This is a genomic window from Polaribacter sp. 20A6 (genome assembly GCF_011378915.1).
GTDB lineage: Bacteria > Bacteroidota > Bacteroidia > Flavobacteriales > Flavobacteriaceae > Polaribacter > Polaribacter sejongensis.
Genome location: NZ_WTPZ01000001.1, coordinates 780,939 through 804,375, shown reverse-complemented (window position 1 = coordinate 804,375; position 23,437 = coordinate 780,939). Strand labels below are relative to the sequence as shown.

General features: G+C 30.2%; 21 protein-coding genes. 15 read left to right on the top strand and 6 right to left on the bottom strand.

What is annotated here, in order from left to right:
- Nucleotides 1-6 precede the first annotated feature (6 nt).
- From GQS57_RS03195 to GQS57_RS03185, 3 genes are all read left to right on the top strand, one after another.
- Nucleotides 7-1,203: an alanine dehydrogenase gene (locus GQS57_RS03195; protein ID WP_165731125.1), complete on the top strand. Its 1,197-nt coding sequence runs from the start codon at nt 7-9 to the stop codon at nt 1,201-1,203.
- A 65-nt stretch (nt 1,204-1,268) separates the two neighbouring features.
- Complete coding sequence (locus tag GQS57_RS03190) at nt 1,269-5,153, top strand: choice-of-anchor L domain-containing protein (RefSeq protein ID WP_165731124.1); 3,885 nt, start codon at nt 1,269-1,271, stop codon at nt 5,151-5,153.
- A 55-nt stretch (nt 5,154-5,208) separates the two neighbouring features.
- Nucleotides 5,209-5,577 (top strand): DUF4258 domain-containing protein, encoded by a 369-nt coding sequence (locus tag GQS57_RS03185; RefSeq protein ID WP_165731123.1) that lies wholly within the window; start codon nt 5,209-5,211, stop codon nt 5,575-5,577.
- Nucleotides 5,578-5,663: 86 nt separating this feature from the next.
- Here the strand turns inward: GQS57_RS03185 and GQS57_RS03180 are convergent, their stop codons facing one another.
- Nucleotides 5,664-6,341: an RNA methyltransferase gene (locus GQS57_RS03180; RefSeq protein ID WP_165731283.1), complete on the bottom strand. Its 678-nt coding sequence runs from the start codon at nt 6,339-6,341 to the stop codon at nt 5,664-5,666.
- A 71-nt stretch (nt 6,342-6,412) separates the two neighbouring features.
- On the opposite strand from GQS57_RS03180, the gene GQS57_RS03175 reads away from it, so the two are divergent.
- The gene (locus GQS57_RS03175) at nt 6,413-7,096 is read left to right on the top strand and encodes an NAD-dependent deacylase (protein WP_165731122.1); all 684 of its coding nucleotides are present in this window, start codon (nt 6,413-6,415) and stop codon (nt 7,094-7,096) included.
- A gap of 735 nt (nt 7,097-7,831) precedes the next feature.
- On the opposite strand, the gene GQS57_RS03170 is transcribed toward GQS57_RS03175, so the two are convergent.
- Complete coding sequence (locus GQS57_RS03170; RefSeq protein WP_165731121.1) at nt 7,832-8,053, bottom strand: VF530 family DNA-binding protein; 222 nt, start codon at nt 8,051-8,053, stop codon at nt 7,832-7,834.
- A 5-nt stretch (nt 8,054-8,058) separates the two neighbouring features.
- Complete coding sequence (locus GQS57_RS03165) at nt 8,059-9,690, bottom strand: aminopeptidase P family protein (RefSeq protein WP_165731120.1); 1,632 nt, start codon at nt 9,688-9,690, stop codon at nt 8,059-8,061.
- A gap of 131 nt (nt 9,691-9,821) precedes the next feature.
- On the opposite strand from GQS57_RS03165, the gene gcvT reads away from it, so the two are divergent.
- The 7 genes from gcvT to GQS57_RS03130 all read left to right on the top strand — a co-directional run bounded on the left by gcvT (nt 9,822) and on the right by GQS57_RS03130 (nt 17,469).
- Nucleotides 9,822-10,907, top strand: coding sequence for a glycine cleavage system aminomethyltransferase GcvT (gcvT, locus tag GQS57_RS03160; RefSeq protein ID WP_165731119.1), 1,086 nt, complete (start codon nt 9,822-9,824; stop codon nt 10,905-10,907).
- Between the two features lie 151 nt (nt 10,908-11,058).
- Nucleotides 11,059-12,174 carry an SDR family oxidoreductase gene (locus GQS57_RS03155; RefSeq protein ID WP_165731118.1) on the top strand — a complete coding sequence of 372 codons (1,116 nt, stop codon included), beginning with the start codon at nt 11,059-11,061 and terminating at the stop codon, nt 12,172-12,174.
- Nucleotides 12,175-12,196: 22 nt separating this feature from the next.
- Nucleotides 12,197-13,195 (top strand): metal-dependent hydrolase, encoded by a 999-nt coding sequence (locus GQS57_RS03150; RefSeq protein ID WP_165731117.1) that lies wholly within the window; start codon nt 12,197-12,199, stop codon nt 13,193-13,195.
- Between the two features lie 131 nt (nt 13,196-13,326).
- A complete protein-coding gene (locus tag GQS57_RS03145; protein WP_165731116.1) occupies nt 13,327-14,520 on the top strand; it encodes a hypothetical protein in 1,194 nt (397 codons plus the stop codon).
- A 27-nt stretch (nt 14,521-14,547) separates the two neighbouring features.
- Nucleotides 14,548-15,564: a Gfo/Idh/MocA family oxidoreductase gene (locus GQS57_RS03140; protein WP_165731115.1), complete on the top strand. Its 1,017-nt coding sequence runs from the start codon at nt 14,548-14,550 to the stop codon at nt 15,562-15,564.
- A 116-nt stretch (nt 15,565-15,680) separates the two neighbouring features.
- Nucleotides 15,681-16,547, top strand: a complete 867-nt coding sequence (locus GQS57_RS03135) for a YkgJ family cysteine cluster protein (protein WP_165731114.1) — start codon at nt 15,681-15,683, stop codon at nt 16,545-16,547.
- Nucleotides 16,548-16,674: 127 nt separating this feature from the next.
- Entirely contained in the window at nt 16,675-17,469 is a 795-nt protein-coding gene (locus tag GQS57_RS03130) for a hypothetical protein (RefSeq protein WP_165731113.1), read from the top strand.
- An 85-nt stretch (nt 17,470-17,554) separates the two neighbouring features.
- Here GQS57_RS03130 and GQS57_RS03125 read toward each other — a convergent pair whose 3' ends face one another.
- Nucleotides 17,555-18,742: a hypothetical protein gene (locus tag GQS57_RS03125; RefSeq protein WP_165731112.1), complete on the bottom strand. Its 1,188-nt coding sequence runs from the start codon at nt 18,740-18,742 to the stop codon at nt 17,555-17,557.
- Between the two features lie 216 nt (nt 18,743-18,958).
- Here GQS57_RS03125 and GQS57_RS03120 point away from each other — a divergent pair, with 216 nt between their 5' ends.
- The 4 genes from GQS57_RS03120 to GQS57_RS03105 are packed head-to-tail and all read left to right on the top strand — an operon-like array spanning nt 18,959 to nt 20,941.
- Nucleotides 18,959-19,264, top strand: coding sequence for a helix-turn-helix transcriptional regulator (locus GQS57_RS03120; RefSeq protein ID WP_165731111.1), 306 nt, complete (start codon nt 18,959-18,961; stop codon nt 19,262-19,264).
- Between the two features lie 51 nt (nt 19,265-19,315).
- Nucleotides 19,316-19,549 carry a thioredoxin family protein gene (locus GQS57_RS03115; RefSeq protein ID WP_165731110.1) on the top strand — a complete coding sequence of 78 codons (234 nt, stop codon included), beginning with the start codon at nt 19,316-19,318 and terminating at the stop codon, nt 19,547-19,549.
- Between the two features lie 17 nt (nt 19,550-19,566).
- Nucleotides 19,567-19,974 carry an OsmC family protein gene (locus GQS57_RS03110; protein WP_165731109.1) on the top strand — a complete coding sequence of 136 codons (408 nt, stop codon included), beginning with the start codon at nt 19,567-19,569 and terminating at the stop codon, nt 19,972-19,974.
- Complete coding sequence (locus GQS57_RS03105; protein WP_165731108.1) at nt 19,967-20,941, top strand: permease; 975 nt, start codon at nt 19,967-19,969, stop codon at nt 20,939-20,941. The genes GQS57_RS03110 and GQS57_RS03105 overlap by 8 nt, the downstream gene beginning before the upstream one ends.
- Before the next feature lie 115 nt (nt 20,942-21,056).
- On the opposite strand, the gene GQS57_RS03100 is transcribed toward GQS57_RS03105, so the two are convergent.
- Nucleotides 21,057-21,845: a transglutaminase family protein gene (locus tag GQS57_RS03100; RefSeq protein WP_165731107.1), complete on the bottom strand. Its 789-nt coding sequence runs from the start codon at nt 21,843-21,845 to the stop codon at nt 21,057-21,059.
- Nucleotides 21,846-22,239: 394 nt separating this feature from the next.
- Entirely contained in the window at nt 22,240-23,331 is a 1,092-nt protein-coding gene (gene ychF / locus GQS57_RS03095) for a redox-regulated ATPase YchF (RefSeq protein ID WP_165731106.1), read from the bottom strand.
- Nucleotides 23,332-23,437: the final 106 nt, after the last annotated feature.

The following is a 23,437-nucleotide window of genomic DNA, read 5'->3' as shown; positions in this document are numbered from 1 at the left end:
CTAACTATGAGTTCATTTTCTCCTTTCAGTAAAGAAGAATTGCTTCCGCAAGAAGAAATGTTGGAAATTAAAAGGCAAAAAGGAGAACTATTTATTGGTTTGCCAAAAGAAACCTACTTAGGTGAAAAAAGAGTTTGTTTAACTCCAGATGCCGTTTCTGCCTTATGTGCTCACGGACATAGAGTTGTCATAGAAACAGGTGCCGGAGATAATGCAAATTATGCAGATAGAGAGTATTCTGAAGCAGGCGCAAAAATTTCTTACGATGTAGAAGAAGCTTTTAAATGCAATATTGTTTTAAAGGTTGCTCCACCCACTGAAAGTGAAATCGAATATATGAATCCGCAAACAATTCTAATTTCTTCGCTACAATTAAAAACTCAAAATAAAAAATACTTTGAGTGTTTGTCTAAAAAAAGAATTACTGCCGTTGCCTTCGATTATATAAAAGACGATCACAACACTTATCCTATCGTAAAATCTTTAAGCGAAATTGCTGGTACCGCTTCTGTATTAATTGCAGCCGAATTAATGAGTGGAATTAACAAAGGAAACGGACTTTTATTAGGTAATATTGGTGGTGTTCCGCCTTCTAGCGTGGTTATTTTTGGAGCAGGAACTGTTGGTGAATATGCAGCAAAAACTGCTATTGGCTTAGGTGCAAGAGTAAAAGTTTTTGATAATTCTATTAGTAAATTGCGTAAACTACAAGATTCTTTAAGCTCACCAATTTATACTTCTACACTTCAGCCAAAATCGGTTGCAAAAGCATTAATGCGTGCTGATGTAGCAATTGGAGCTATTAGAGGAAAAAATAGATCGCCAATTTGTGCTACAGAAGAAATGGTAGAAACCATGAAAGAAGGAGCTGTAATTATAGATGTTAGTATAGATAGAGGTGGTTGTTTTGAAACCTCTAATGTTACTACACATAAAACACCTACTTTTATAAAACATGGAGTTGTACATTATTGCGTACCTAATATTCCTGCTCGTTATGCAAGAACAGCCTCATTATCTATTAGTAATATTTTTACCCCCTATTTATTAAATATTGCAGAAGAAGGCGGTTTTGAAAATGCCGCTCGTTTTGATAAAAGTTTACGAAACGGAATGTATTTTTATCACGGAATTCTAACCAATAAAACAGTTGCCGATTGGTTTGATTTACCGTTTAGAGATATTAATTTATTAATTATTTAACCTTCCCCCTCAAATTAACCTTCCCTCATAACATCAATATTTTTCTATTATAAATATTTATTAGTATGAAACATTTAAAACCTAAAACAACTAATCTAAATAGATTTTTTAAATCTATCATTTTTGTTGCTTCTTTACTACTTACATCTTCTATATTTTCTCAAACAGTTACTGTAGATGATACCAAAACAGCAGAACAACTTGCTAATCAACTTATAGATAATTCTTGTATCAATCTCTCTAATGTTGGAATCTCTTCAAGTAAATCTGTTGCCACTTTTAATAATAACGGTGGAGATTTTCCTATTTCAGAAGGAATTATTATAAGAACAGGTAACGCTAAAGACACAGAAGGACCTTTTACCAATACTAAATTAAGTAGTGAAACAACTGTAAAAGGAGATTCCAATTTACAAACAATTAGCAATGCTGAAGGAGGTTTAAAAGACATCTCTGATGTTGGCTTCTTAGAATTTAACTTTACTCCGATTGGCAACAAATTTAGTTTCAATTATATATTTGCTTCAAATGAGTATGGAGAGTTTCAATGTCAAAATTGGGATCAATTTGCTATTATATTAACCAATACAGACACTGGTGAAAAGAATATAGCAACTATTACAGATGCTAAACAAAGTGTCTCTGTAAAAAATATAAGAGACCGTAATAATAACGGTTTTTGCACCTCTGTAAATGCAGAATTATTCAGTACTTATTATGGGAAAAATAGTGATAATTCTACCATAAATATGCTAGGTTTTACTAAAAGATTAACAGCCACTGCAACAGTAATTCCTAATACTAAATACAAAATAAAATTTGTTATAGGAGATTATGATAACTCAGATTTTGATTCAGCAGTATTTATAGAAACGGGTACTTTTGACGATTTAATTGACCTAGGTGAAGACAAAACTCTTTGTGCAAAAGAAAATTATATTATAGATTCTGGTTTTTCTAAAACAGATGGTTTTAAATTTGAATGGAAAAAAAATAATATATCTCTTTTAGGTGAAAATGGAACTAAATTAACAATTAATACTCCTGGTACGTATTCTTTAACAATTACTTCTTTAACAAAAAGTAGCTGCGTGCTAAATGATGAGGTTATAGTTACAGCTATTACAGCAACCAAGCCAAGTGATGTTTCAATTTGTGAAGGTGATATTAGTTTTCTAAAAAGTACAGAAGTTCAAATTTTAAATGGATTAAGCGCCCCTAATTACACAGTTAATTACTTTAAATCTGAAGGAGATGCTAATAATATTAGTATAATTTCGGATAATTACACCTTAACATCAAGTAGTACAAATACTATTTGGGCTAGATTAGCAAACAAAGACAATACCTGTTTTGATGTTGTTAGTTTTAATGTAACCATTAATTCTAAGCCTTTAATAGATGAACGACCTGATATTTACGTTTGTGACGAGTATACATTACCAAGAATAACTAATGGGAAATATTATACTTCAGCTGGTGGCGCTGGAGATGAATTACCTGTTGGTAAAAGAATTACAACAGAAAGTACTATATTTATTTACAATAAAAATGCTACTGGCTGTTCTAATGAAACTAGCTTTACAATATTTTTTGCTAAAACTTATGACATAGAATTAAAACACTGTGAAAAATTTATAATTCCAGCTAGTAAGTTAGGACAATTTTATACAGAAGAAAATGGACCAAAAGGGACTGGAGAATTATTACCAACTGGTAAAATTCTAAAAGAGGATACAACTATTTATTTTTATTCTGAACTTGAAGGAGAAAAATGTGTAGATAAAAAATTCGATTTAACGATCTATCCATTATCTGTGGCGGATAAAATAGATAATATAATCACCTGTGAATCTTATACATTGCCTGCAGGAACAAGATATTCTACAGGGTATATTTCTAATCCTACTGGAACACTATACGAACCTGGCCAAATAATAAATTCTTCAATTACATTATATAATTACAATAAAAATGAAACTACTGGATGTATATCTGGAGGTTTTCTTCCTAATAAATTTACAATTACAATTATAAAGCGTACGGATTTTCCAAATAGAACCGAATGTGGTAGTTATACAATACCAACTACAACAATTGGAAAATATTATAAAGAAAACACTTTTAAAACTGAAGTACCAGCAGGAACAGAAATTACTTCATCTCAAAAAATATATTATTATGCAACAGATGATAAAATAACTACTACTCCAAATTGCACTGGTTATGAGATTTCTGTAACAATTAACCCACTTCCAAAAGTAGATGATAAAGACGATATTATAAGTTGTGAGGATGACTTACCTAAATTACCTACAATAGAAAATGGAAATTATTACACAAAACCTGGAGGGCCTACTGTTTCTGAACAAAAAACATTATCCCCTGGTGACGAAATAAGTAGTACACAAACCATTTATATATATAATACAAACGGTACTTGTCCTGCAGAAACAGCTTTTACCGTAACTATTAATCCTAAACCAATAATACCGGATTTTCCTAATGTTAGTGAGTGTGACCCTTTCGAATTACCTGTATTAAGTTTTGATGGAAGATTCTTCACTGAGTCTGGTGGACCAAGTGGTGGTGGTAAGGAATTATTTCCTGGAGAACTTCTTAAAGAAAAAACACAAACAATTTACATATACAGTGAAGACCCAGACATAGCAACTTGTTCCAATGAAAAGAGTTTTACAGTAACAATACTAAGTAGTGAAGTAGATGAATTTGATAGCGTAATAAAAACTTGTGAAAGCTATCCTTTACCTAGATTAACTAAACCAGGTAATTACTATAAAAGTGCTGATAAAACAGGACCTTTATTTGCAGGTGAATTAATTGAGGAATCACAAACTATTTATATTATAGTAGAAAATACAAGATCTCATCCTTGTCAAAATATAAGTTCTTTTGAAGTTCAAATATTTAAAAAACCTAATTTAGAAGATTTAGGAGTAGTAAACGATTTAGAACAATGTGGTTCTATTATCCTACCTATTTCATCAAACCCAGATATTACAGTAGAATATTACAGAAATATTGAAAGAACAGACCTAATAAATGTATCTGATTATACAATTACAAATTCAGGTACAGAAGATGTTACCAATACTATTTATGTCCGCGCATATCCTACAGAAAACCCTGATTGCTATACAGATGGTCGTTTTAATACTACCATCTATCCTTTATTAACATTAGATATAAAAGAAGGTACAATTTGTGTTAATAATAAAGGTGAAGCCGAAAAGTATTTAATAGAAACAGGTTTAGATGCTAGTGCTTATAATATAAAATGGTATTTAGAAGATAAATTAATCAGTACTGATTCTCAAGCAAATTGGAATGCAACAGAAACAGGTGCAGGAACTTACAAAATAACAGCTACTAGGATAGACCCTATTAATAATAATGATTGCGATTACAAACCAACAGAAGTAGTTATCGAGAAATCTACAACACCTGAGTTTGAGATTAATATCTTATCAAATAATTTTTCTGCTTTATATACTATAGAAGTTAACGTTATTATTGAATATGGTATAGGTAATTATACCTATTCTTTAGATAATGGAGAATATCAAGCAGACAATATATTTAAAGGGATTGGTAGAGGGAATCATACAATTACCGTTAAAAATAATCCTAACTTTTGTAATGATGTAATACTTGAGTTTACCGCCTTAAATAATCCAAATTATTTTGACCCCAATAAAGATGAGTGGAATATTACAGATTTAAAAGATGATCCAACAGCAACCATAGATATTTTTGATAGATTTGGTATATTTATAAAAACTATAAAACCGAGTGGTCCTGGTTGGAAAGGTATAAGTAGCAACGGAAATAGAATGCCAAGTACAGACTATTGGTATGTTTTAAAATATACTGACGAAGATGGAAACCCTGCAATTTTTAGATCTCATTTTTCTTTAATAAGAAAATAAGTAATATTGTTTAAAACTGATTAAAAGACTTAAATTTGCAGTTCAAAATTATACAATGCTCATTAAACGAATAGGTTATTATTTAGTAGGTTTATCATTAGGTTCTATTGCTGTATATTTTTTCTGGCAAAAGAAACAAGCTACTTTCGATTACGGAATGGATGCTAGAACACTAAAGTCTATCAGAATTAAAGAACGCTTATTTTCTGATGATGCTAAAAATGCAATGCATAAATTTGATATTGATTCTTTAAAAATAAATACTATTTTATATACAGGTGATGTTGATTTTGGTAAAAGTAAACCAAGACAAGAACCTTGCCCAGAATATTATATTACAGGGACAAAAGACTTAGAAAAAATTAGTTTATTGGTAAAACGTTGTGGGTCTACCGCTACTATTGAAAAAATAATATTGGAGTAATGATATTTTTTATCTATAAATTGATAAAAACGATATATACTTCTTAATAAAAAAGTCATTTCTATTAAAATAGAAAGGACTTTTTTTTATTCAGTTTTTAAATTTTCTAGATAATGTTTTTCTATTTTATCTACATTTTTAATAGTTTTTCGAACCCAATTAAAATACAAAACGTCTTTTTCTTCTTTAGATAATTGCCAATCAACATCAGAATTTCTCAATTTTGTAGTTACATCTTGTAGAATAATCGCTGCAGCAACAGAAATATTCAAGCTCTCCGTAAAACCAACCATTGGTATTTTTAAAAATCCGTCTGCCTGTTCTTTTACATAATCCGAAACTCCCTCTGCTTCTACTCCAAATACAAAAGCAGATTTTTTTGTAACATCAAAATCTTGCAATAAACAAGAATCGTTGTGTGGTGTGGTTGCAATAATTTGATATCCTTGTTTTCTTAAGTGATCTAAACAAACTTTGGTATTGTCACCGTCTTTTTTATATCGTCTAGAAGTCACCCATTTTTGAGAGCCTTTTGCAACATGCCTAGAAACTTTATTGGTATATTTATTTTCTATTGCATGCACATCTTGTACGCCAAAAATATCTGCAGTTCTTACAACTGCACTTGCATTATGAGGTTGAAAAATATCTTCTAAAACTACCGAAAAATGTCTGGTTCTATCTTCTAAAACCTTCTTAAAAAGATTCTTTCTTTTATCAGTTAAATAGGTTTCAAAATAATTTAATAGTTTTTCATCAATCATAAATACAAACTTAATTTTATTATTTTTATCTTCATCAAAGATATTATAAAAATACAAAAACCAATTTTCTAATGAAAAGATTAGTTGTTTTAACTGGAGCAGGAATTTCCGCAGAAAGCGGGATACAAACATTTAGAGATGCCGATGGTTTGTGGGAAGGACATAATGTTATGGATGTTGCTTCTCCGGAAGGTTATGCTGCAAACCCTGAATTAGTTTTAAACTTTTACAACGAACGTAGAAAACAGTTGTTAGAAGTTACACCTAATAAAGGTCACGAAAATTTAGTAGCTTTAGAAAAGGATTTTAATGTAGAAATTATCACTCAAAATGTAGATGATTTACATGAACGTGCAGGCAGTAAAAAAGTAACGCATTTACATGGAGAACTTTTAAAAGTGAGAAGTTCTGTTGATGAAAATATGGTTATAGGCTGGAAAAAAGATTTAGTTTTAGGAGATTTATGTCCTAACAAAAGTCAATTAAGACCACATATTGTTTGGTTTGGCGAAATGGTGCCGATGTTAGATAAAGCAATAGAAATTACTAAAAAAGCAGATATTCTAGTAATTATTGGTACTTCTATGCAAGTGTATCCTGCAGCTGGTTTGGTAGATTATGTAAAGTCAAACACGCCAATTTATTTTGTAGATCCAAAACCTGCCGTTTCTAAAGGTCGTTTTAATAATTTAACAATTATTGATGAAGTTGCTAGTGTTGGAACAGAAAAACTGATGGAATTATTGAAAGGTTAAATTTTCCTTTATCACTCCATGTCATTTCGAAATGAGCTTTTTCGCCTTTCGACTTCGTTCAAGATAAACTAATGAGAAATCTCATAACGCTTCTAGATTCCTCTTTTTTTAGCTCCGCAAGCTACTTTCAATCAAAATATCTTTTGATTTCAGTAGCATTCGGAATGACATTTTTAAAATATCCAATAACATTTAGAATAAAACTAATTAGTCAAATTTTAGTTTTTATAATTTGTTTATCCTTTATTTTCTAACGATTGTCATTTCGAAATAAACTTTTTCGCCTTTCGACTTTGCTCAAGATAAACTAATGATAAACCTAATAAATATAGACTTACAAAATTGCATAGCCTTATGCGATTTCTCCCAAAAGGACGAAATAACAAAACTGACTGTTTTAACTTCTAACGACTGTCATTTCGAAATGAGTTTTTTTGCGATTGAGAAATCTCATAACAATTAAACCACAAAACTGAGCATTCTTATGCGATTTCTCCTAAAAGGTCAAAATGACAAACTGTGTAAAAATACTTATACTTACTGCTTTATTGAGATTTAAAAGCAACCAATTAAACACTAAAAGTCAGCAAACAAGTCCAGCCCTGATTGAACGGTATGTTTGAGCTCTTTTTTACTGTCAGTTCGAGTGAATTTGTGAAGAATAAGCAAATTTGTATCGAGAACTAGCAGTAAAAAAAGCGAGTAGTGAAAGCAGGAAATAGCTTCTAATAAATATTAATCAATCATGTTTTTTAAGTAAAACTGCTCTACTTTTTCTCTTGCCCAAGGTGTGGTTCTTAAAAATTTTAAAGAAGACTTATAGGTAGGATTGTTTTTAAATGCGTTAATATTTAAACTATCGCCTAATTCTTCCCAACCATATTCTAAGAATAATTCTTCTAACATGGTGGCTAATTTTATACCGTGTAACGGATTGTTTGGTTGTTCTGTGCTCATAATTATTAATCTAAATTTGGCAATACAAAATCATCTAAAACAGATTTTTTTGCCATCATTTTTTCTATTTCTTTTACGGTTCTGGGTGCTTCTTCAGATAAATTTATAGGACCGTTTTTAGTCACTAAAATATCATCTTCTATTCGAATACCAATTCCCCAATATTTTTTATCGCAATTACTACCTTCTGGAATATAAATTCCGGGTTCCATAGTAACAATCATATTTTCTCCAAAGTTATTATAATTTCCTGGATCGTGCACGTCTAAACCAATATGATGCAAAACTCCATGTGGTAAATAGTTGTGTCTTTCGGTGATAGATTTTATAATTCCGAGTTGAAACAAGCCTTCATTAATCACTTTTATCGCTGCCATGTTTGGCGCACTCATTGGTTCACCTATTTTATACAAGGCAATTCCTGCTTCTTGCGCTTTATAGACAATATTATAAATTTCTTCTTGTGCTTTTGTGAATTTTCCGCTAGCAGGAATTGTGCGCGTTACGTCCGCCGTGTATCCTCTATATTCCGCTCCTAAATCCATTAAAACTAAATCGTTGCCAACTTTAGTTTTATTATTTTCGATATAATGCAAAATGCAACCGTTATTTCCGGCACCTACAATAGACGGATATCCTTCGTATTCAGCCCCATATTTTTTGTACACAAATTCATGAATCCCTTGCAATTCCGTTTCCGACATGTGTGGTTTCATTGCCTTCATCACCTCTATTTGTCCAACAGCAGAAATTCGCACTGCTTTGGTTAATAACTTAACTTCTTCAGCAGTTTTAACCTCTCTCATGGTTGCTAAAGTATTGGTTAAAAAGTAAAAGTTGAAGTTATTATTCTTTTTAGCGATTAACCTTATGAAGATTTTTTTCTGATAATCTTTTAATTCATTATCATTTTTTGCTTTTGCAAAATTGGTAATTAATTGGTCGTTTTGTAACTCTGGAAAACGAGTAAGATCTTCATTTATCTTTTTAGAAAGCTCAATCATATTTTTATCAGGAACATTTGCAATCTGATTATATGCCTTCTCTAGGTTTTTAGATGAAAATTGAATATCATTAAAACCTAATTTTTCCTTAAAACTTGTTACTAAATCATAAATCTCTGCATTATTTCTAGATGAATTTCTGTAATCATCCTTAAATTCTGTAATAAAAACCTTATCAAATTTCTTAAAATCAATTTGTGACGCTATAAAATCTTCTGCATTCATTGTGGTATTAAAACCTAATTCTGCTGCTGCTTTTTCTGCCCCCAAACGTTTTCCGTACCACATTTCTGCTCTCGCATCCTTTTTTTGTACATATAAAACCTCGTTATAAGAATTTCCTTTTTCATCTGTTTGAAACTCAGAAAACAATACTAAAACTGCATTTGGTTCTCTATAACCGGTTAAATAATAAAAATTAGGATCTTGATGAAATACATAATCTACATCATTTGCTCTATTTCTTACAGGGTTTGCAAACACAACAGCCAAAGAGTTTTTTGGCATTTTAGAACGCAAAATAGCACGCCTTTCTTTATGAAATTCTTTTGGCAAATAATCTGTAGGAGTTTGAGCAATACTATTTAAGGTAAATAGCAAAAAAGTGACAAATAAAAAGTTAAAAACTTTCATAAGGGTGGTTTTATAATTGAGAATTTCAAAAGTAACATTTATTATTTTCTAGGTAAAAATATTAACAAAGTATTCGTGATAGATAATTCCATTTTTTTCAATAATTTAGCTGAAATTTAAGAAATCTATACATGAAAAATATTGCATTAAATAATATTCACGTTGCTTTAGGTGCTAAAATGGTTCCTTTTGCTGGTTACAACATGCCTGTACAATACGAAGGAGTTACAGCAGAACATTTAACTGTTAGAAATGCCGTTGGTGTTTTTGATGTAAGCCACATGGGAGAGTTTTTAGTGGAAGGTGAAAATGCATTGCCTTTAATACAGAAAGTTACCTCTAACGATGCTTCTAAACTAGAGATTGGAGATGCACAATACAGCTGTTTCCCTAATGAAGATAACGGAATAGTAGATGATTTAATTTGTTATAAAATTAAGAAAAACACGTATTTACTTGTCGTAAATGCTTCTAATATTGAAAAGGATTGGAACTGGATTTCTAAATATAATGAGGAGTTTAATGCAGATTTAAGAGACTTATCTGAGGGGTATTCATTATTAGCTATTCAAGGTCCTAAAGCTATAGAAGCAATGCAATCTTTAACTTCTGTTGATTTAGCAAGCATTCCTTTTTATAAATTTAAAATTAGTGATTTTGCCGGAATTGAGAATGTAATAATTTCTGCAACGGGTTATACTGGTTCTGGCGGATTTGAAATTTACTGTAAAAATGAAGAAGCTGAACAAATATGGAACAAAGTTTTTGAAGCTGGAGCAGATTTTGGAATTAAGCCAATTGGTTTAGCGGCAAGAGATACTTTGCGTTTAGAAATGGGATATTGCTTGTACGGAAATGATATTAACGATACAACATCACCTATTGAAGCAGGATTAGGTTGGATTACAAAATTCACCAAAGAATTTGTAAATGCAGAAGCGCTAGCAAAACAAAAAGAACACAAACCAGAAAGAAAATTGGTTGCTTTTGAACTTGATGAAAGAGGAATACCAAGACATGGTTATGATATTGTAGATGGTAACGGAAACGTTATTGGCGAAGTTACTTCTGGTACTATGAGTCCTTGTTTACAAAAAGGAATTGGAATGGGTTATGTACCAAGAGTTTTATCTAAAGTAGGTACACAAATACATATTCAGGTTCGTAAAAAAGCGATTCCAGCAACAATTGTAAAACTTCCTTTTTACAAAGGATAAAATAATATGTTCGTTCGAGTGCAGTCGAGAACTTTATAATTATATATTATAATTAATAAAATTTAAACTGTACTCAAGCAGAAAAATAGTTGTCTGTAATAAGACAACTATTTTTTTATCAAATCATCTATTGAAATTTCATCAAAAAAATATGAATTGCTTATTAACTGGAGGAACGGGAATTGTTGGAAGTCATATTATTTTTGAATGGCTACACAAAGCCATTGTTGAAAAAACGGTAAATCATCTTTTTGTAGTGATTCGGGCGAATCAAAAAACAGCTGAACAACGCTTATTAGCTGTTTTAGAAGATACTTCTCGTCCTGAATTTTTAAATGATTTTACACTTGAATCTTGTCTAGAAAAAATCACGGTTATCTCTAATGATTTAGCAACAATTAGTAAGGATGTTTTAGAAACTTATATTTTTGATACTGTAATTCATTGTGCTGGTTCTACTAATTTATCTAGTACAAATGATTCTAAAAAGACAGTTCATACTCAAAACTTTTTGGTAACCAAGCAACTTTTAGAGCAGTTACCAGAGTGTGTAACTCGTTTTTTATACATTAGTACGGCGTATTCTTTTGGTATCCAAAATGAAAAAGTATGTGATACTATTGAAAACTATACCGTTACCAATTTTAGAAATCCGTATGAGCAATCTAAATATGAAAGTGAACGTTTTGTAAAAGAAACGTGCAAGCATAAAAATATAGCTTCTCAAATTTTAAGACCTAGTATTATTTGCGGTCGTTTAATTGATAAACCTTTTTACGAAACTCCAAAGTATGATGTTTTCTATTCTTGGGCCATCTTTTTAGCAAAGTATGCTACCAAATCTAAAGAAGCTTTCAGAATTTGGATTGACAAAAAAAGTGGTTTAAATATTGTGCCTGTAGATTTTGTTTCGAAAGCAATTTTATATGCTTTTTTAAATCCAAAAATAAAAGAATTGAATATTGTAAACCCTACACAGATTTTACACAAAGAATATGTTGGTGATGTTTTAGAGTCTTTTCATATAAATTCTTATGAGTATGTTACAGTAAAACCAAACAACTTAAATTCGTTTGAAACGCTGTATTACAAAACCATTGGCGATATTTTTGAAAATTATATTTCTATCCCAGATTTACAGTTTAAAACGGACCAAATTTTAAAACTCATTCAGCAGTTAAACTTAGAAAATACATTAGGAGTTCATGAAAACTTTATGAACTTGATTGATTATTCAGTTGAAAAAAAATTTAGAAAGAGTTATTAATTATTAGTAAAAAAATAATCTAATGGATTCATTAACACAAATAGTTTTAGGTGCAGCAGTTGGAGAAGCTGTTCTTGGTAGAAAAATTGGTAATAAAGCCATGTTGTATGGTGCTATTGCAGGTACAATTCCGGATTTAGATATTTTTGCTAATTTCTTTGCAGATAAAGTCAGTGCCTTAGAAATACATAGAGGTTTTACACATTCTATCTTTTTCTCAGTGCTCTTTGCTCCTATTTTAGCATTTATTGTCACACGATATGAAAAATATAAAAATGTAAAAGATTGGTCTTGGCTTTTCTTTTGGGCTTTTATAACACATCCAATTTTAGATGCCCAAACTACCTGGGGAACACAACTTTTTTGGCCTTTAGACATTCGTTTGGCTTTTAAAAATGTTTTTGTAGTAGACCCTTTATATACAATCCCTTTTTTGGTGCTTTTAATTTTGGCTGCGTTTCAGAAAAAAGAAGCTAAAAAAAGGCGTTTTTATAATAATTTAGGCCTTATTATTAGTAGTTCTTATTTAGCACTTACGCTTGTATTAAAAGGTATTTCTTATCAAACATTTACCAAAGAATTGGCTGTACAAAATATTCAGTATAAAGAAATACAAACAAAACCAACACCTTTAAATACCATTTTATGGACTGCTAATGTAGAAACAGAAAATGCTTTTTTAATTGGTCATTCTTCTTTTTTTGATAAAAACCCGGTTGATTTTTCTAGTTATCCAAAAAATCATGAATTGTTAGGTGATTTAGTTCATCAACCAAAAATGAAACGCATGATTGCGATTACTAATGGTTGGTACACTATCAATAAAAAAGATGATGCTTTGTATTTTAATGATTTACGTTTTGGAGCTTTAAGTATGAAACCAAATGCAGAGAATTTTGTTTTTAAATACAAAATTGAAGTCGATACTAATGGTGTTCCGTCTTTTATTGAAGAAGCTAAAGATAAAAGAGATGCTAAAAAACTATTATCAGAATTGTGGGAAAGGATTAAAGGGAATTAAAAACACTCATTTTCAACTTGATATTTCAATTCAAAAAAGTTAATTTCGTTCGCTTGTGATTAAAGGCATGAATGTTGCTTTGTATCAGAATTAATATTTTAAGAAATTTGAAACCAAGAACAATGTATCTTATGAAAAAATTACTGACAATTATTACCATTATTTCAGCATCAATAGTAAGCGCACAAAATAATAAAGACTCTTTAAATGTAATTTATAAAAATTATTTTGAGCTATTAAAAACAAAAGACAAATTAGATACTGTTGTTCTAAAAGTGAACAATTTTGAAGAGTTAATGAAGTCTAACAACCAAATTATTAAGAAACTTTCGGATGCAGAGCTTTTTGGTTTAAAGAACCAATTAGAACAAAGAAGAAAAAAAATTATTAATACTACAGAATTTGTTTTTGCTTCAAACGCAAGTTTAAATGCCATAAAACAACTAGATGCAACTAGTGATTATCTTACTCAAATCTCTAGCTTAAACAATCCTGAAAATTCAGATTTAGGTTTTTCTTTATCCGAAGAAATTGCAAAAATTTTAGAGAATGAAATCATAAAAGGGAATCGAAAAATTAATGGCGTAAAAAAATCTAAATTTCTACTTTTTATAGATAATATTATAAAATCGCCATTAACAGAAGAATTAACCAGTGCAATACCTGTGGTGAGTTCTATAAAGTCTGTTGTAAATCTGGTGATGGGCAATGCGCTTAAAGGAAACGATGTTTCCATAGATGATGTTATTGATTTAAAAAAATCATTAAATGTGTATTTGGTGCATTATGAAGGATTGGCAAAAGCACAAACCGAATTTGAACAAAATCTTGGTAATTTAGACATTAGAAAAGAAGGATTGGTATTACTTTTAACGCAATACACCACAGAACGTTCTAATACGTTAAACCCAAATGCCATTTCTGAGCAGGACAAAAAACTAACTTTAACAAACGTTATAAATAAGCACTATACCAAAGGCATTGTACAGCAAAGTGTAGATAAAATAATTAGTGCTAAACCCTTAGATTACAACAATCATTTAACAAATAAAAACTTAATGTATCCTACATATGCGTTAAATCAGGCGAAGTTTATAAGAGATGAAGTAGAATCTTTAAGTAAAGAATATATCTCTATTTTTAGCACTTATCAATCTGCCTTAAAACAAGTTTTAGAAAAAAGTAAAGCTATTGGAGACAAAAATAAAATTGATAATAAAATCTCTGAATTAGAAATAAAACTTTTGGCTGTTCAGGTGGCTTTTGATGATAATTTAAATATTTACAACTTAAATAGTAAGTTTAATGCATTAATGGAATATTAAAAATAGCTAAAGTTTTAAAATCAGTTTATGAATAAAAATGTATTAAAAACAGGTGTTTTTTCTTTTGGAATGTCAGGACAAATATTTCATGCTCCATTTATTAATGAACATCCTAATTTTGAATTAAGTGCGGTTGTAGAAAGATCTTTAAAAAAAGCACATCTGACCTATCCTACCATAAAAAGTTATGATAGTATTGATGAACTTTTAGCCGATTCAGAAATAGAATTGGTTATTATCAATACTCCAAATACCACTCATTTTGAATTTACTTTAAAAGCTTTACAAGCAAAAAAACATGTATTACTAGAAAAACCTTTTACAGTAAACTCAACTGAAGCAAAACAACTATTTACTGCATCAAAAAAATACAATCGTGCTGTTTTAGCATATCAAAACAGACGTTATGATAGTGATTTTTTATCCGTAAAAAGTGTGTTAGATTCTGGTAAATTAGGTAATTTGGTAGAGTTTCACCTTCGTTATGATCGTTATAAATATAATATCGGACCAAAAGCAACTAAAGAAACTCCGGTTCCTGGAAGTGGTTTAGCCTATGATTTAGGTCCGCATTTATTAGATGCCGTAATTTCTCTTTTTGGAATTCCATTAGAATGGAAAAAACAATTAGGTAAATTTCGTCCGAATACGCAAGTAGATGATTATGCCCATTTTCAATTATTGTATCCAAACGGGCTCCAAGTTTTTATTACCACAAGTTTGTTGGTAACAACACCACAACCTGCTTTTATTTTACACGGAACAAAAGGTTCTTATATAAAACAACGTGCAGATGTACAAGAACAACAATTGCAAAACGGTATGAAACCTTCCAATCCTTTATTTGGTTTAGAAGACATTAATAATCAAGGTGTTTTAACGTATTTTAATGATGAAGGCATAAAGAAACATGAAAATATAGTTTCTGAAAAATCTTCTTATATGCAAGTATTTGATGATGTTTATAATGAGATTAGAGAAGGAAAACCATATCCAGTAACAGAATCTCAAATTATGCAACAACTAGAGATTTTAGAAAGTTAAATAACAATTTCTTCTAAATTTAAGGTTGAAAAATAATATCTTTACAGCTCAATTCAATTATTCTTTTTAGTTAATTGAATCGATATGAAAACTAATTATTAAAACGACCAAAACGAATGCAAACTACAAAGCTGAGCACTGAAAGTATATTACCACTCACCTGCTCGCGCGCTGGAACCTGCTGTTTCGGAAAAGCGGTTATGCTAAATCCTTGGGAGTTATTTAGTTTTAGTAAAGAGAAAAAAGTAAGTCCAAAAACCTTTCGTGATTTGTACACCGATTTTGGAGGAATCCGATTAACTTTTAATGGAAAACAAGATAAAAAGGGTCAGAATGCTTGCAGTCAGTATGTAGAAAATCATGGTTGTAGCGTGCACCAAGGTCGTCCGTTAGCGTGTCGTTTATATCCGTTAGGTCGTCAAATTCAATTTGAAAAAGCAGATTATATTTTTGAAGGACCAAAATTTCCATGTTTAACAGACTGTGCCGAAGTTTTAAATTTACCAAAATTAAGTGTTGGCGAGTATCTAAAAGGTCAAGGAGCAGCTCCTTTTGAAAAAGCACAAGATGCCTATTTAAACGTAATGCAAAACATTGCAGATATTGCTTTTGAATTGTTATTAGAAAGTGGTTTATCCGCCTCTGGCGATACAAAAACACTGGCTTTGTGGAGAGAAATGGGTAATGAATCACCTGAATTATTGGCAGAAAGAATTGGTAAAGATTGGATAGACGCATTAATGATTCCTGATATAACAGATATTAAAGAAAATTCTATTGAATTTGCTCAGAAACACAACGATTTATTACAATTAAAAGCACAAGAAGAGTTTGGTTGTTTACAAACATTAGATCAGGTTCATGAAGCTTGTATTTTAATTATGGGCGTTGCATTGCAATTATCTAGAGGTTTAGGTGCAGATACAAAAGGAATAGCAGAACTCTGGATAGAAACAGCAAAGAGTAACGGTGCTAAAGAATAATCTTAAACGTAAGTTCTTTGATCAACTTGATAAAAAAAATCAAATTTCTAAATATAAAATGTAAGGTTTCTATTTTTAAACCGATAACTATACATTAAATCAATTAATATCCATTTAAATAAGCCACATGAAAAAACCATTGATTACATTATTTGCTAGTTTACTACTTATTGTAAGTTGTAAAAAAGACCCAGCTAAAACAAAACAAATAGAAGAAAAACCACAACCTGTTGTAGAAAAAACTTTTGCTCAAAAAATAGAAGTAGCACATAAAAAAGATGCTTTTCTAGCAAAAGAAGCAATACAATTTGATGCTTTTATAGAATTTGGAGGAAACGAGGTTTTTAACGCAAACGTAACTGTTTCAACAACTTCTGATATTGCAAAAATCACTTATAAAAATGGTGATGAAATTTATGTAAATAAAGAAAACATTTTTGTTTCTCCTAGTTTAGAAGCAAACCCAGGAGTTCGTTTTCATGCCTATACTTGGAGCTATTTCTTCTTATTTCCTTATAAATTAAGCGATAATGGAACTATCTGGAATGATGCTTTTAAAACTAAAGAAGCTACTCAGAACTATGATACTGCAAAATTAAGTTTCGAAGCAAATACAGGTGATGCACCAGATGATTGGTACGTTGTGTATAAAGACAAAAAAACAGATCTTTTAGAAGATGTTGCTTATATTGTTACCGTTAATAAAAGTACAGAAGCTGCAGAAGCAGATCCACATGCTATTAAATATATCGATTATACAGATGTTGATGGAGTTCCTTTTGCTGCAAATTGGGAATTTTATGGTTGGAGTATTGATAAAGGTCTAACCGATAAAATTGGATTTGCAAAAATTACCAATATTAAATTTGTAGAAGGTTTTAGAAAAGACTTTGCTATTCCTGAAAACTATATCAAGAAATAATTTTTTTAATTTTTAATAAAAAAGCCTCACAATAATTTGTGAGGCTTTTTTAATTTCTAATTTTATCTCAGATTCTTTTGAAAATTTAATTTCTAAATTTATTTTGAGTAATAATATATTTTAGTCTTTCTTTTAAATCCTCTCCGGTCTCATACACCATTTGTTCATTAGTAGGAAAAGGAACGCCTTTTAAAGTCACTAAATCTAAATGAGATTTACTTAAAGCTCTTTTATCTCCTTTATAATTTGCGTAAGTATGCTCAAAAATAAACTCGCTTTCTATAGGATACGTTTCTATTACTTGACGAGAAATTAAATCTACATATTTTACTTGCCCAACAACTTTTGCTGTTTTTAATTGCGTAAATTGATATAAGTAACATCGAACATTTATCATTTTATCAACCTGAACTTTATTGCCTTTATCATCTAAAACATTCTTTCCATTTTCATCTAAAAGATATTTTAATCCATCTTTAACCTGACTTTCTTTAATAACTTCTTTTTCCTTAACCTGTTCCGGAGAAATTGATATGTTTATAAGGTTTAACTCTAAACTAAAATCATACGTTATTTCTCTGTTTTTTCTTCCGTGGTAAATCGTCCAAAAATCATTTAACCCATACGTATCAAAGTTTAATAAATCTTCTTCTAATTTCTTCGGAATTATTTTTTTAGTTTCATTTTTCATAGAAACAATCACAAAATCTAATCCGTTTTGATGTGCAATTTCCATTAAATTACGCACATCTTTATAATTCGGATTTATTTGTTCTAAGTATTCTAATTCAGAATATGCAGTTCTATAATCTAACTTGTTATTGCTATTAAATAGCTCTTTTGCTTTTTCATATAAATGATCTGATAATTGATTTTTTGTAGCTATAATTTCATTATCATAATTAACAAACTTAAAATCAGCATCTCTACCTTCTTCTAAAATAGTTAAAGGCAACAAAGGTTTTATATTTTCTTGCCTATTTTTTAAATTTTCATAAAGTCCGTAAATAGATTCTATACTTTCCGGATTATTGTCTTTCTTTAAGAAATTAATTTGTGCTAAATCTTTAGAATTTGCTTTAACAAAAGCTTGTTCTAACATAATAATATAGGGCTGATTTCCTTTTTTAGTCTTATTTTTCTTTAATTTTTCTAAAGCTATATTAATAGCTCCATCATAATTACCGTTATTAATAGCTTCTTGTGCACTTTTAATACTACTGCAAGAAGTAAAAATTAAAAACGTTAAAATAAATAGTAATTTTTTTTCCATAATAGATAGTTTGTTTCCTATTTTCAATAGTTGTGCCAAAAATATCATTTTTTAAACTTAACGACCTATTTTGATTCATGAACTTTATTGTAAGAGTATATTCAAAAATAAAAACATTAAAAATAATTACAAATCACTTTACAAAATAAAAAATGCTATAAGTGACAAATGTCACATTTCACCTTAAAAACCTATCGTAAATTTACGATAGGAATTATGAAAAAAAATATAGAACACATAGCATACAAAGAAAATACCGAGGACTTAGCAAAGTTTGCAAAAGCATTGGCACATCCTACTCGAATTGCCATATTAAAACATCTAGAAAACCAATCTTGTTGTTTTACAGGAGATTTGGTTGATGTTTTTCCTTTGGCGCAATCCACAATTTCTCAGCATTTAAAAGAATTAAAGAATGCTGGTTTAATTCAAGGAGAATTAAAATCACCCAAAATAAAATATTGTATCAATCAAGAAAACTGGAGTATTGCAAAATCGTTATTTCAACAATTTTTTGAGTAATATTTTTTTAATAATCAAATCGCTTATTGGCGATAAACAAATACAAATATTATGAGTAAAGTAATTAAAGTTTTAGGTACTGGTTGTCCGAAATGTAAATCTATGACAGCTGTTGTTAGCGATGTAATTGCAGAAAACAACATCGATGCTACTATTGAAAAAGTAGAAGATATTATGGAAATTATGAAATATAATGTAATGACAACTCCTGTATTAGTTATTGATGATGCAATTACCGTTAAAGGGAGAATTCCTTCTAAAGTTGAAGTATTGGCATTTTTATAATAAATAAATCTCAAGTTATGAATTATCAAATTAAAGCCTCTTCCCTATCTAATGAAGATGCCGTTATTCATATAAAAGAATCGAATATTGATTTTGGTACAACTCCTAAAACTGCTGAAACTTTGCCGAATCCAGCAGAATTATTTTTAGGTTCGTTTGCTGCATGTATGCTAAAGAATGTAGAACGTTTTTCTACTATGATGAAGTTTAACTATTCTAAAGCTACGCTTGATGTAAATGCTACGCGTTTAGAAAATCCGCCAAGGATGGATAATCTCATCTACAATTTAACCATTTACAGCAACGATAAAAAACTTAATACAGACTTACTTAAAAAGAACATTGAAAAGTATGGTACTATTTACAATACCATAAAATTATCTTGTAACATTTCTGGAACCATTAAAACTTTAGAAAATGTTTGATTGGATACAAAATTTTGCAGATTGGTTAATTTATACCATTTTTAATATTGGTGCAGATACACATTTAGGAACAGCTCTAAATTTCTTTGTGTATGATACTATCAAAATTCTGATTTTATTATTTTTCATCGTTTTTATCATGGGAATTATAAACGCATATTTTCCTATTGAACGTTTAAAAGATTATTTACATAGAAAAAAATTGTATGGTTTAGAATACTTTTTTGCCTCCATATTTGGTGCAATTACTACCTTTTGCTCCTGCTCTTCCGTTCCGTTATTTATAGGTTTTGTACAAGGCGGAATTCCGTTAGGAGTTACTTTTGCTTTTTTAATTACTTCTCCCTTGGTTAATGAAGTTGCAATTGCAATGTTTCTAGGTTTATTCGGAGTAAAAGCGACCTTAATTTATGCTATTTCAGGTATTTTATTAGGGAGTATTGGTGGTTGGTTGTTAGGAAAATTTAATCTAGAACCATTACTTTCTGATTGGGTAAAGAAGATTCTTGACAATAAGATGCATCAAGCAGAATACAAAGAAGAAAAACAAACTTTTTACCAACGATTGCCAGAAATTACACATGGCGCTTGGGATATTGTAAAAGGTGTGTTACTTTATATAATTATAGGGATTGCTATTGGTGCAGCAATACATGGTTTTGTGCCGGAAAACTTTTTTCATACATATTTGGGAGGTGGCCAATGGTGGACAGTTCCGATTGCCGTTTTAGTAGCAGTTCCTATGTATGCAAATGCCGCTGGTATAGTGCCAATAATTCAAGTTTTTGTTGCAAAAGGTGTACCATTAGGTACGGCAATAGCCTTTATGATGGCAACGGTAGGTTTGTCTATTCCGGAAGCTACCATGCTTAAAAAAGTAATGTCCTTAAAACTAATTGCCATCTTTTTTGGAGTGGTTACTGCTGCCATCATTATTTCAGGCTTTTTATTCAATTTAATACTTTAAACCAAAAATCAATAAAAATGAAAGTATTTAAAATTTTATCAGAAATAATATAATTTTTAATTTAGAAAGACAAAAAACAACACCTAGATATTATCAGCACTTAAATAAATATTTCTTAATTTTTAATTTGTACTACATTAATAGATTGTTCTAAAGAATGGGCAACAGGTCCGAATTGATTAAAAATAGCTACATCTACTGCATCGAGACCATAACCAACAGTTACATATCCTCCTTTTTGCCCAGTTTGAGTAGCATCAAAAGTATACCATCGTCCACCAACATAAGCTTCAAACCAAGCGTGCATATCCATAGGTTGTAATTGGTGTAAATAACCAACAACCATACGGGCAGGAATACTTAAACTTCGGCACAATGTTATGCCTAAATGGGCTAAATCTCTACAAACCCCAGAGCGTTTCTGATACACTTCTGTGGCAGAAATAGGGTAATCACTACTTCCAGGAATATAACTTATAGTAGTTCTCAGCCATTCCTCTATTGCAAATACTTGCTTATAACCAGCGGGTTTATCTAAGGTAATCGAATTTGCCAAATCATTAAAACGATCGGACTCGCAATATCTACTTGGTAATAAATAACAAAGCACATCATTGGGGAGCTGCTCTATTTCTACAAAAGCTGCATCAAAATTCACATCCACAAATTCAGACGTTTTTACATCTGAACTCGTATAAATAGATAATTTACCTACCGGAGCCACAAAACGCTGATACAAGTTACCGTAATCATCTGTAAATTCAAGGATTTTTATATTAGGTGTTATTTTAAATTCGTCACGCTCAATCCACTGTTCTGCTCCACTTCGAGGGCGTAATCTTAAAATAAAAGGAGTGGGAATTTCTATATCAAAAGCCAAATTACAACTAACACGTAACCACATAAATACATCTTATTAATAACAGTTGATATTACCAAAATTAGCAACACTTAAATGTAGTGGATTCATTATTAAGAAGTGTTGCTTTATATGTTTTAATTACATCATAATTATATGTAAACAACAATAATTAGTCTTATAATAGTGAATTAAAAACCTTAATTATGTGATAAAAACCTAAAAAGAGAACAACAGCTTCTAATTGTTGGATATAAAAACAGGTGAATTTTACCCACATCCAATAATAAAAAATTTGAAATAGAATAAAGTAATTTTATAAAAGGAAAGGTATTGTAGAGTTTCTATTTAAAAATTATCACAAAAAAAATCCAATGAAATTTCATTGGATTTTCTATATATGTAAAATTCTGAACCAAGTTCAGTATTTGGATTTTGATTATACGTTGAATCTAAAGTGCATGATATCACCGTCTTTAACAACGTATTCTTTACCTTCTACTTTCATTTTACCAGCTTCTTTTACTTTTGCTTCAGAACCATAAGTAGCAAAGTCTTCATAAGCAATTGTTTCTGCTCTAATAAAACCTTTTTCAAAATCTGTATGAATAACTCCTGCAGCTTGTGGCGCAGTAGAACCAATAGGAATTGTCCAAGCTCTAACTTCTTTTACACCTGCAGTAAAATAAGTCTGCAAGTTTAATAATTTATATGCAGAACGAACCAATCTAGAAACACCAGCTTCTTCTAAGCCAATATCTGCTAAAAACATTTGTCTTTCTTCGTAATCGTCTAATTCTGTAATATCTGCTTCTGTACCAACTGCTAATACAATAACTTCTGCATTTTCATCTTTTACAGCCTCTCTAATTTTTTCTACATATGCATTTCCAGAAACGGCAGAACCTTCATCAACATTACAAACATATAGCACTGGTTTTAAAGTGATAAACTGTAATGGTTGTACAAATTCCATTTCTTTTTCTGTAAACTCTAAAGTTCTTACAGAAACACCTTTTAATAAAGTTTCTTCAATTTTAAGTAAAACTACTAATTCTGCTTGCGCTTCTTTATTACCAGTTTTAGCTGTTCTCTTTACACGCTCTAAACGTTTTTCTACAGCTTCTAAATCTTTTAATTGCAGTTCAATATCTATTGTTTCTTTGTCTCTAACAGGATCTATAGAATTATCTACATGTATAATATTATCATTATCAAAACAACGAATTACATGTAAAAGAGCATCTGTTTCACGAATATTTGCTAAAAACTGATTTCCTAAACCTTCTCCTTTACTTGCTCCTTTTACCAAACCAGCAATATCTACAATCTCTACAGTAGCAGGCTGAACTCTTTCTGGAACAACTAATTCTTCTAATTTCTCTAAACGTGTATCTGGCACGTTTACAACTCCTAAATTTGGTTCTATGGTACAAAAAGGAAAGTTTGCACTTTGCGCTTTTGCATTTGATAAACAATTAAATAAAGTTGATTTTCCTACGTTTGGTAATCCTACAATTCCGGCTTTCATGTAAATAAATTTTGCTTCAAAAGAAAGTTTTAACTTAAAATTAATAAACTCTCTTAAAGTTTTAAGAATGCAAATATAATACTTTGTTAAACTTAAAATGATTTTT

What these genes read in the sequence shown, in the direction of transcription:
- GQS57_RS03195 (WP_165731125.1), top strand. Translation starts at nt 7, where the DNA reads ATGAGTTCATTTTCTCCTTTCAGTAAAGAAGAATTGCTTCCGCAAGAA.
- GQS57_RS03190 (WP_165731124.1), top strand. Translation starts at nt 1,269, where the DNA reads ATGAAACATTTAAAACCTAAAACAACTAATCTAAATAGATTTTTTAAA.
- GQS57_RS03185 (WP_165731123.1), top strand. Translation starts at nt 5,209, where the DNA reads ATGCTCATTAAACGAATAGGTTATTATTTAGTAGGTTTATCATTAGGT.
- GQS57_RS03180 (WP_165731283.1), bottom strand. Translation starts at nt 6,341, where the DNA reads ATGATTGATGAAAAACTATTAAATTATTTTGAAACCTATTTAACTGAT.
- GQS57_RS03175 (WP_165731122.1), top strand. Translation starts at nt 6,413, where the DNA reads ATGAAAAGATTAGTTGTTTTAACTGGAGCAGGAATTTCCGCAGAAAGC.
- GQS57_RS03170 (WP_165731121.1), bottom strand. Translation starts at nt 8,053, where the DNA reads ATGAGCACAGAACAACCAAACAATCCGTTACACGGTATAAAATTAGCC.
- GQS57_RS03165 (WP_165731120.1), bottom strand. Translation starts at nt 9,690, where the DNA reads ATGAAAGTTTTTAACTTTTTATTTGTCACTTTTTTGCTATTTACCTTA.
- gcvT (WP_165731119.1), top strand. Translation starts at nt 9,822, where the DNA reads ATGAAAAATATTGCATTAAATAATATTCACGTTGCTTTAGGTGCTAAA.
- GQS57_RS03155 (WP_165731118.1), top strand. Translation starts at nt 11,059, where the DNA reads ATGAATTGCTTATTAACTGGAGGAACGGGAATTGTTGGAAGTCATATT.
- GQS57_RS03150 (WP_165731117.1), top strand. Translation starts at nt 12,197, where the DNA reads ATGGATTCATTAACACAAATAGTTTTAGGTGCAGCAGTTGGAGAAGCT.
- GQS57_RS03145 (WP_165731116.1), top strand. Translation starts at nt 13,327, where the DNA reads ATGAAAAAATTACTGACAATTATTACCATTATTTCAGCATCAATAGTA.
- GQS57_RS03140 (WP_165731115.1), top strand. Translation starts at nt 14,548, where the DNA reads ATGAATAAAAATGTATTAAAAACAGGTGTTTTTTCTTTTGGAATGTCA.
- GQS57_RS03135 (WP_165731114.1), top strand. Translation starts at nt 15,681, where the DNA reads ATGCAAACTACAAAGCTGAGCACTGAAAGTATATTACCACTCACCTGC.
- GQS57_RS03130 (WP_165731113.1), top strand. Translation starts at nt 16,675, where the DNA reads ATGAAAAAACCATTGATTACATTATTTGCTAGTTTACTACTTATTGTA.
- GQS57_RS03125 (WP_165731112.1), bottom strand. Translation starts at nt 18,742, where the DNA reads ATGGAAAAAAAATTACTATTTATTTTAACGTTTTTAATTTTTACTTCT.
- GQS57_RS03120 (WP_165731111.1), top strand. Translation starts at nt 18,959, where the DNA reads ATGAAAAAAAATATAGAACACATAGCATACAAAGAAAATACCGAGGAC.
- GQS57_RS03115 (WP_165731110.1), top strand. Translation starts at nt 19,316, where the DNA reads ATGAGTAAAGTAATTAAAGTTTTAGGTACTGGTTGTCCGAAATGTAAA.
- GQS57_RS03110 (WP_165731109.1), top strand. Translation starts at nt 19,567, where the DNA reads ATGAATTATCAAATTAAAGCCTCTTCCCTATCTAATGAAGATGCCGTT.
- GQS57_RS03105 (WP_165731108.1), top strand. Translation starts at nt 19,967, where the DNA reads ATGTTTGATTGGATACAAAATTTTGCAGATTGGTTAATTTATACCATT.
- GQS57_RS03100 (WP_165731107.1), bottom strand. Translation starts at nt 21,845, where the DNA reads ATGTGGTTACGTGTTAGTTGTAATTTGGCTTTTGATATAGAAATTCCC.
- ychF (WP_165731106.1), bottom strand. Translation starts at nt 23,331, where the DNA reads ATGAAAGCCGGAATTGTAGGATTACCAAACGTAGGAAAATCAACTTTA.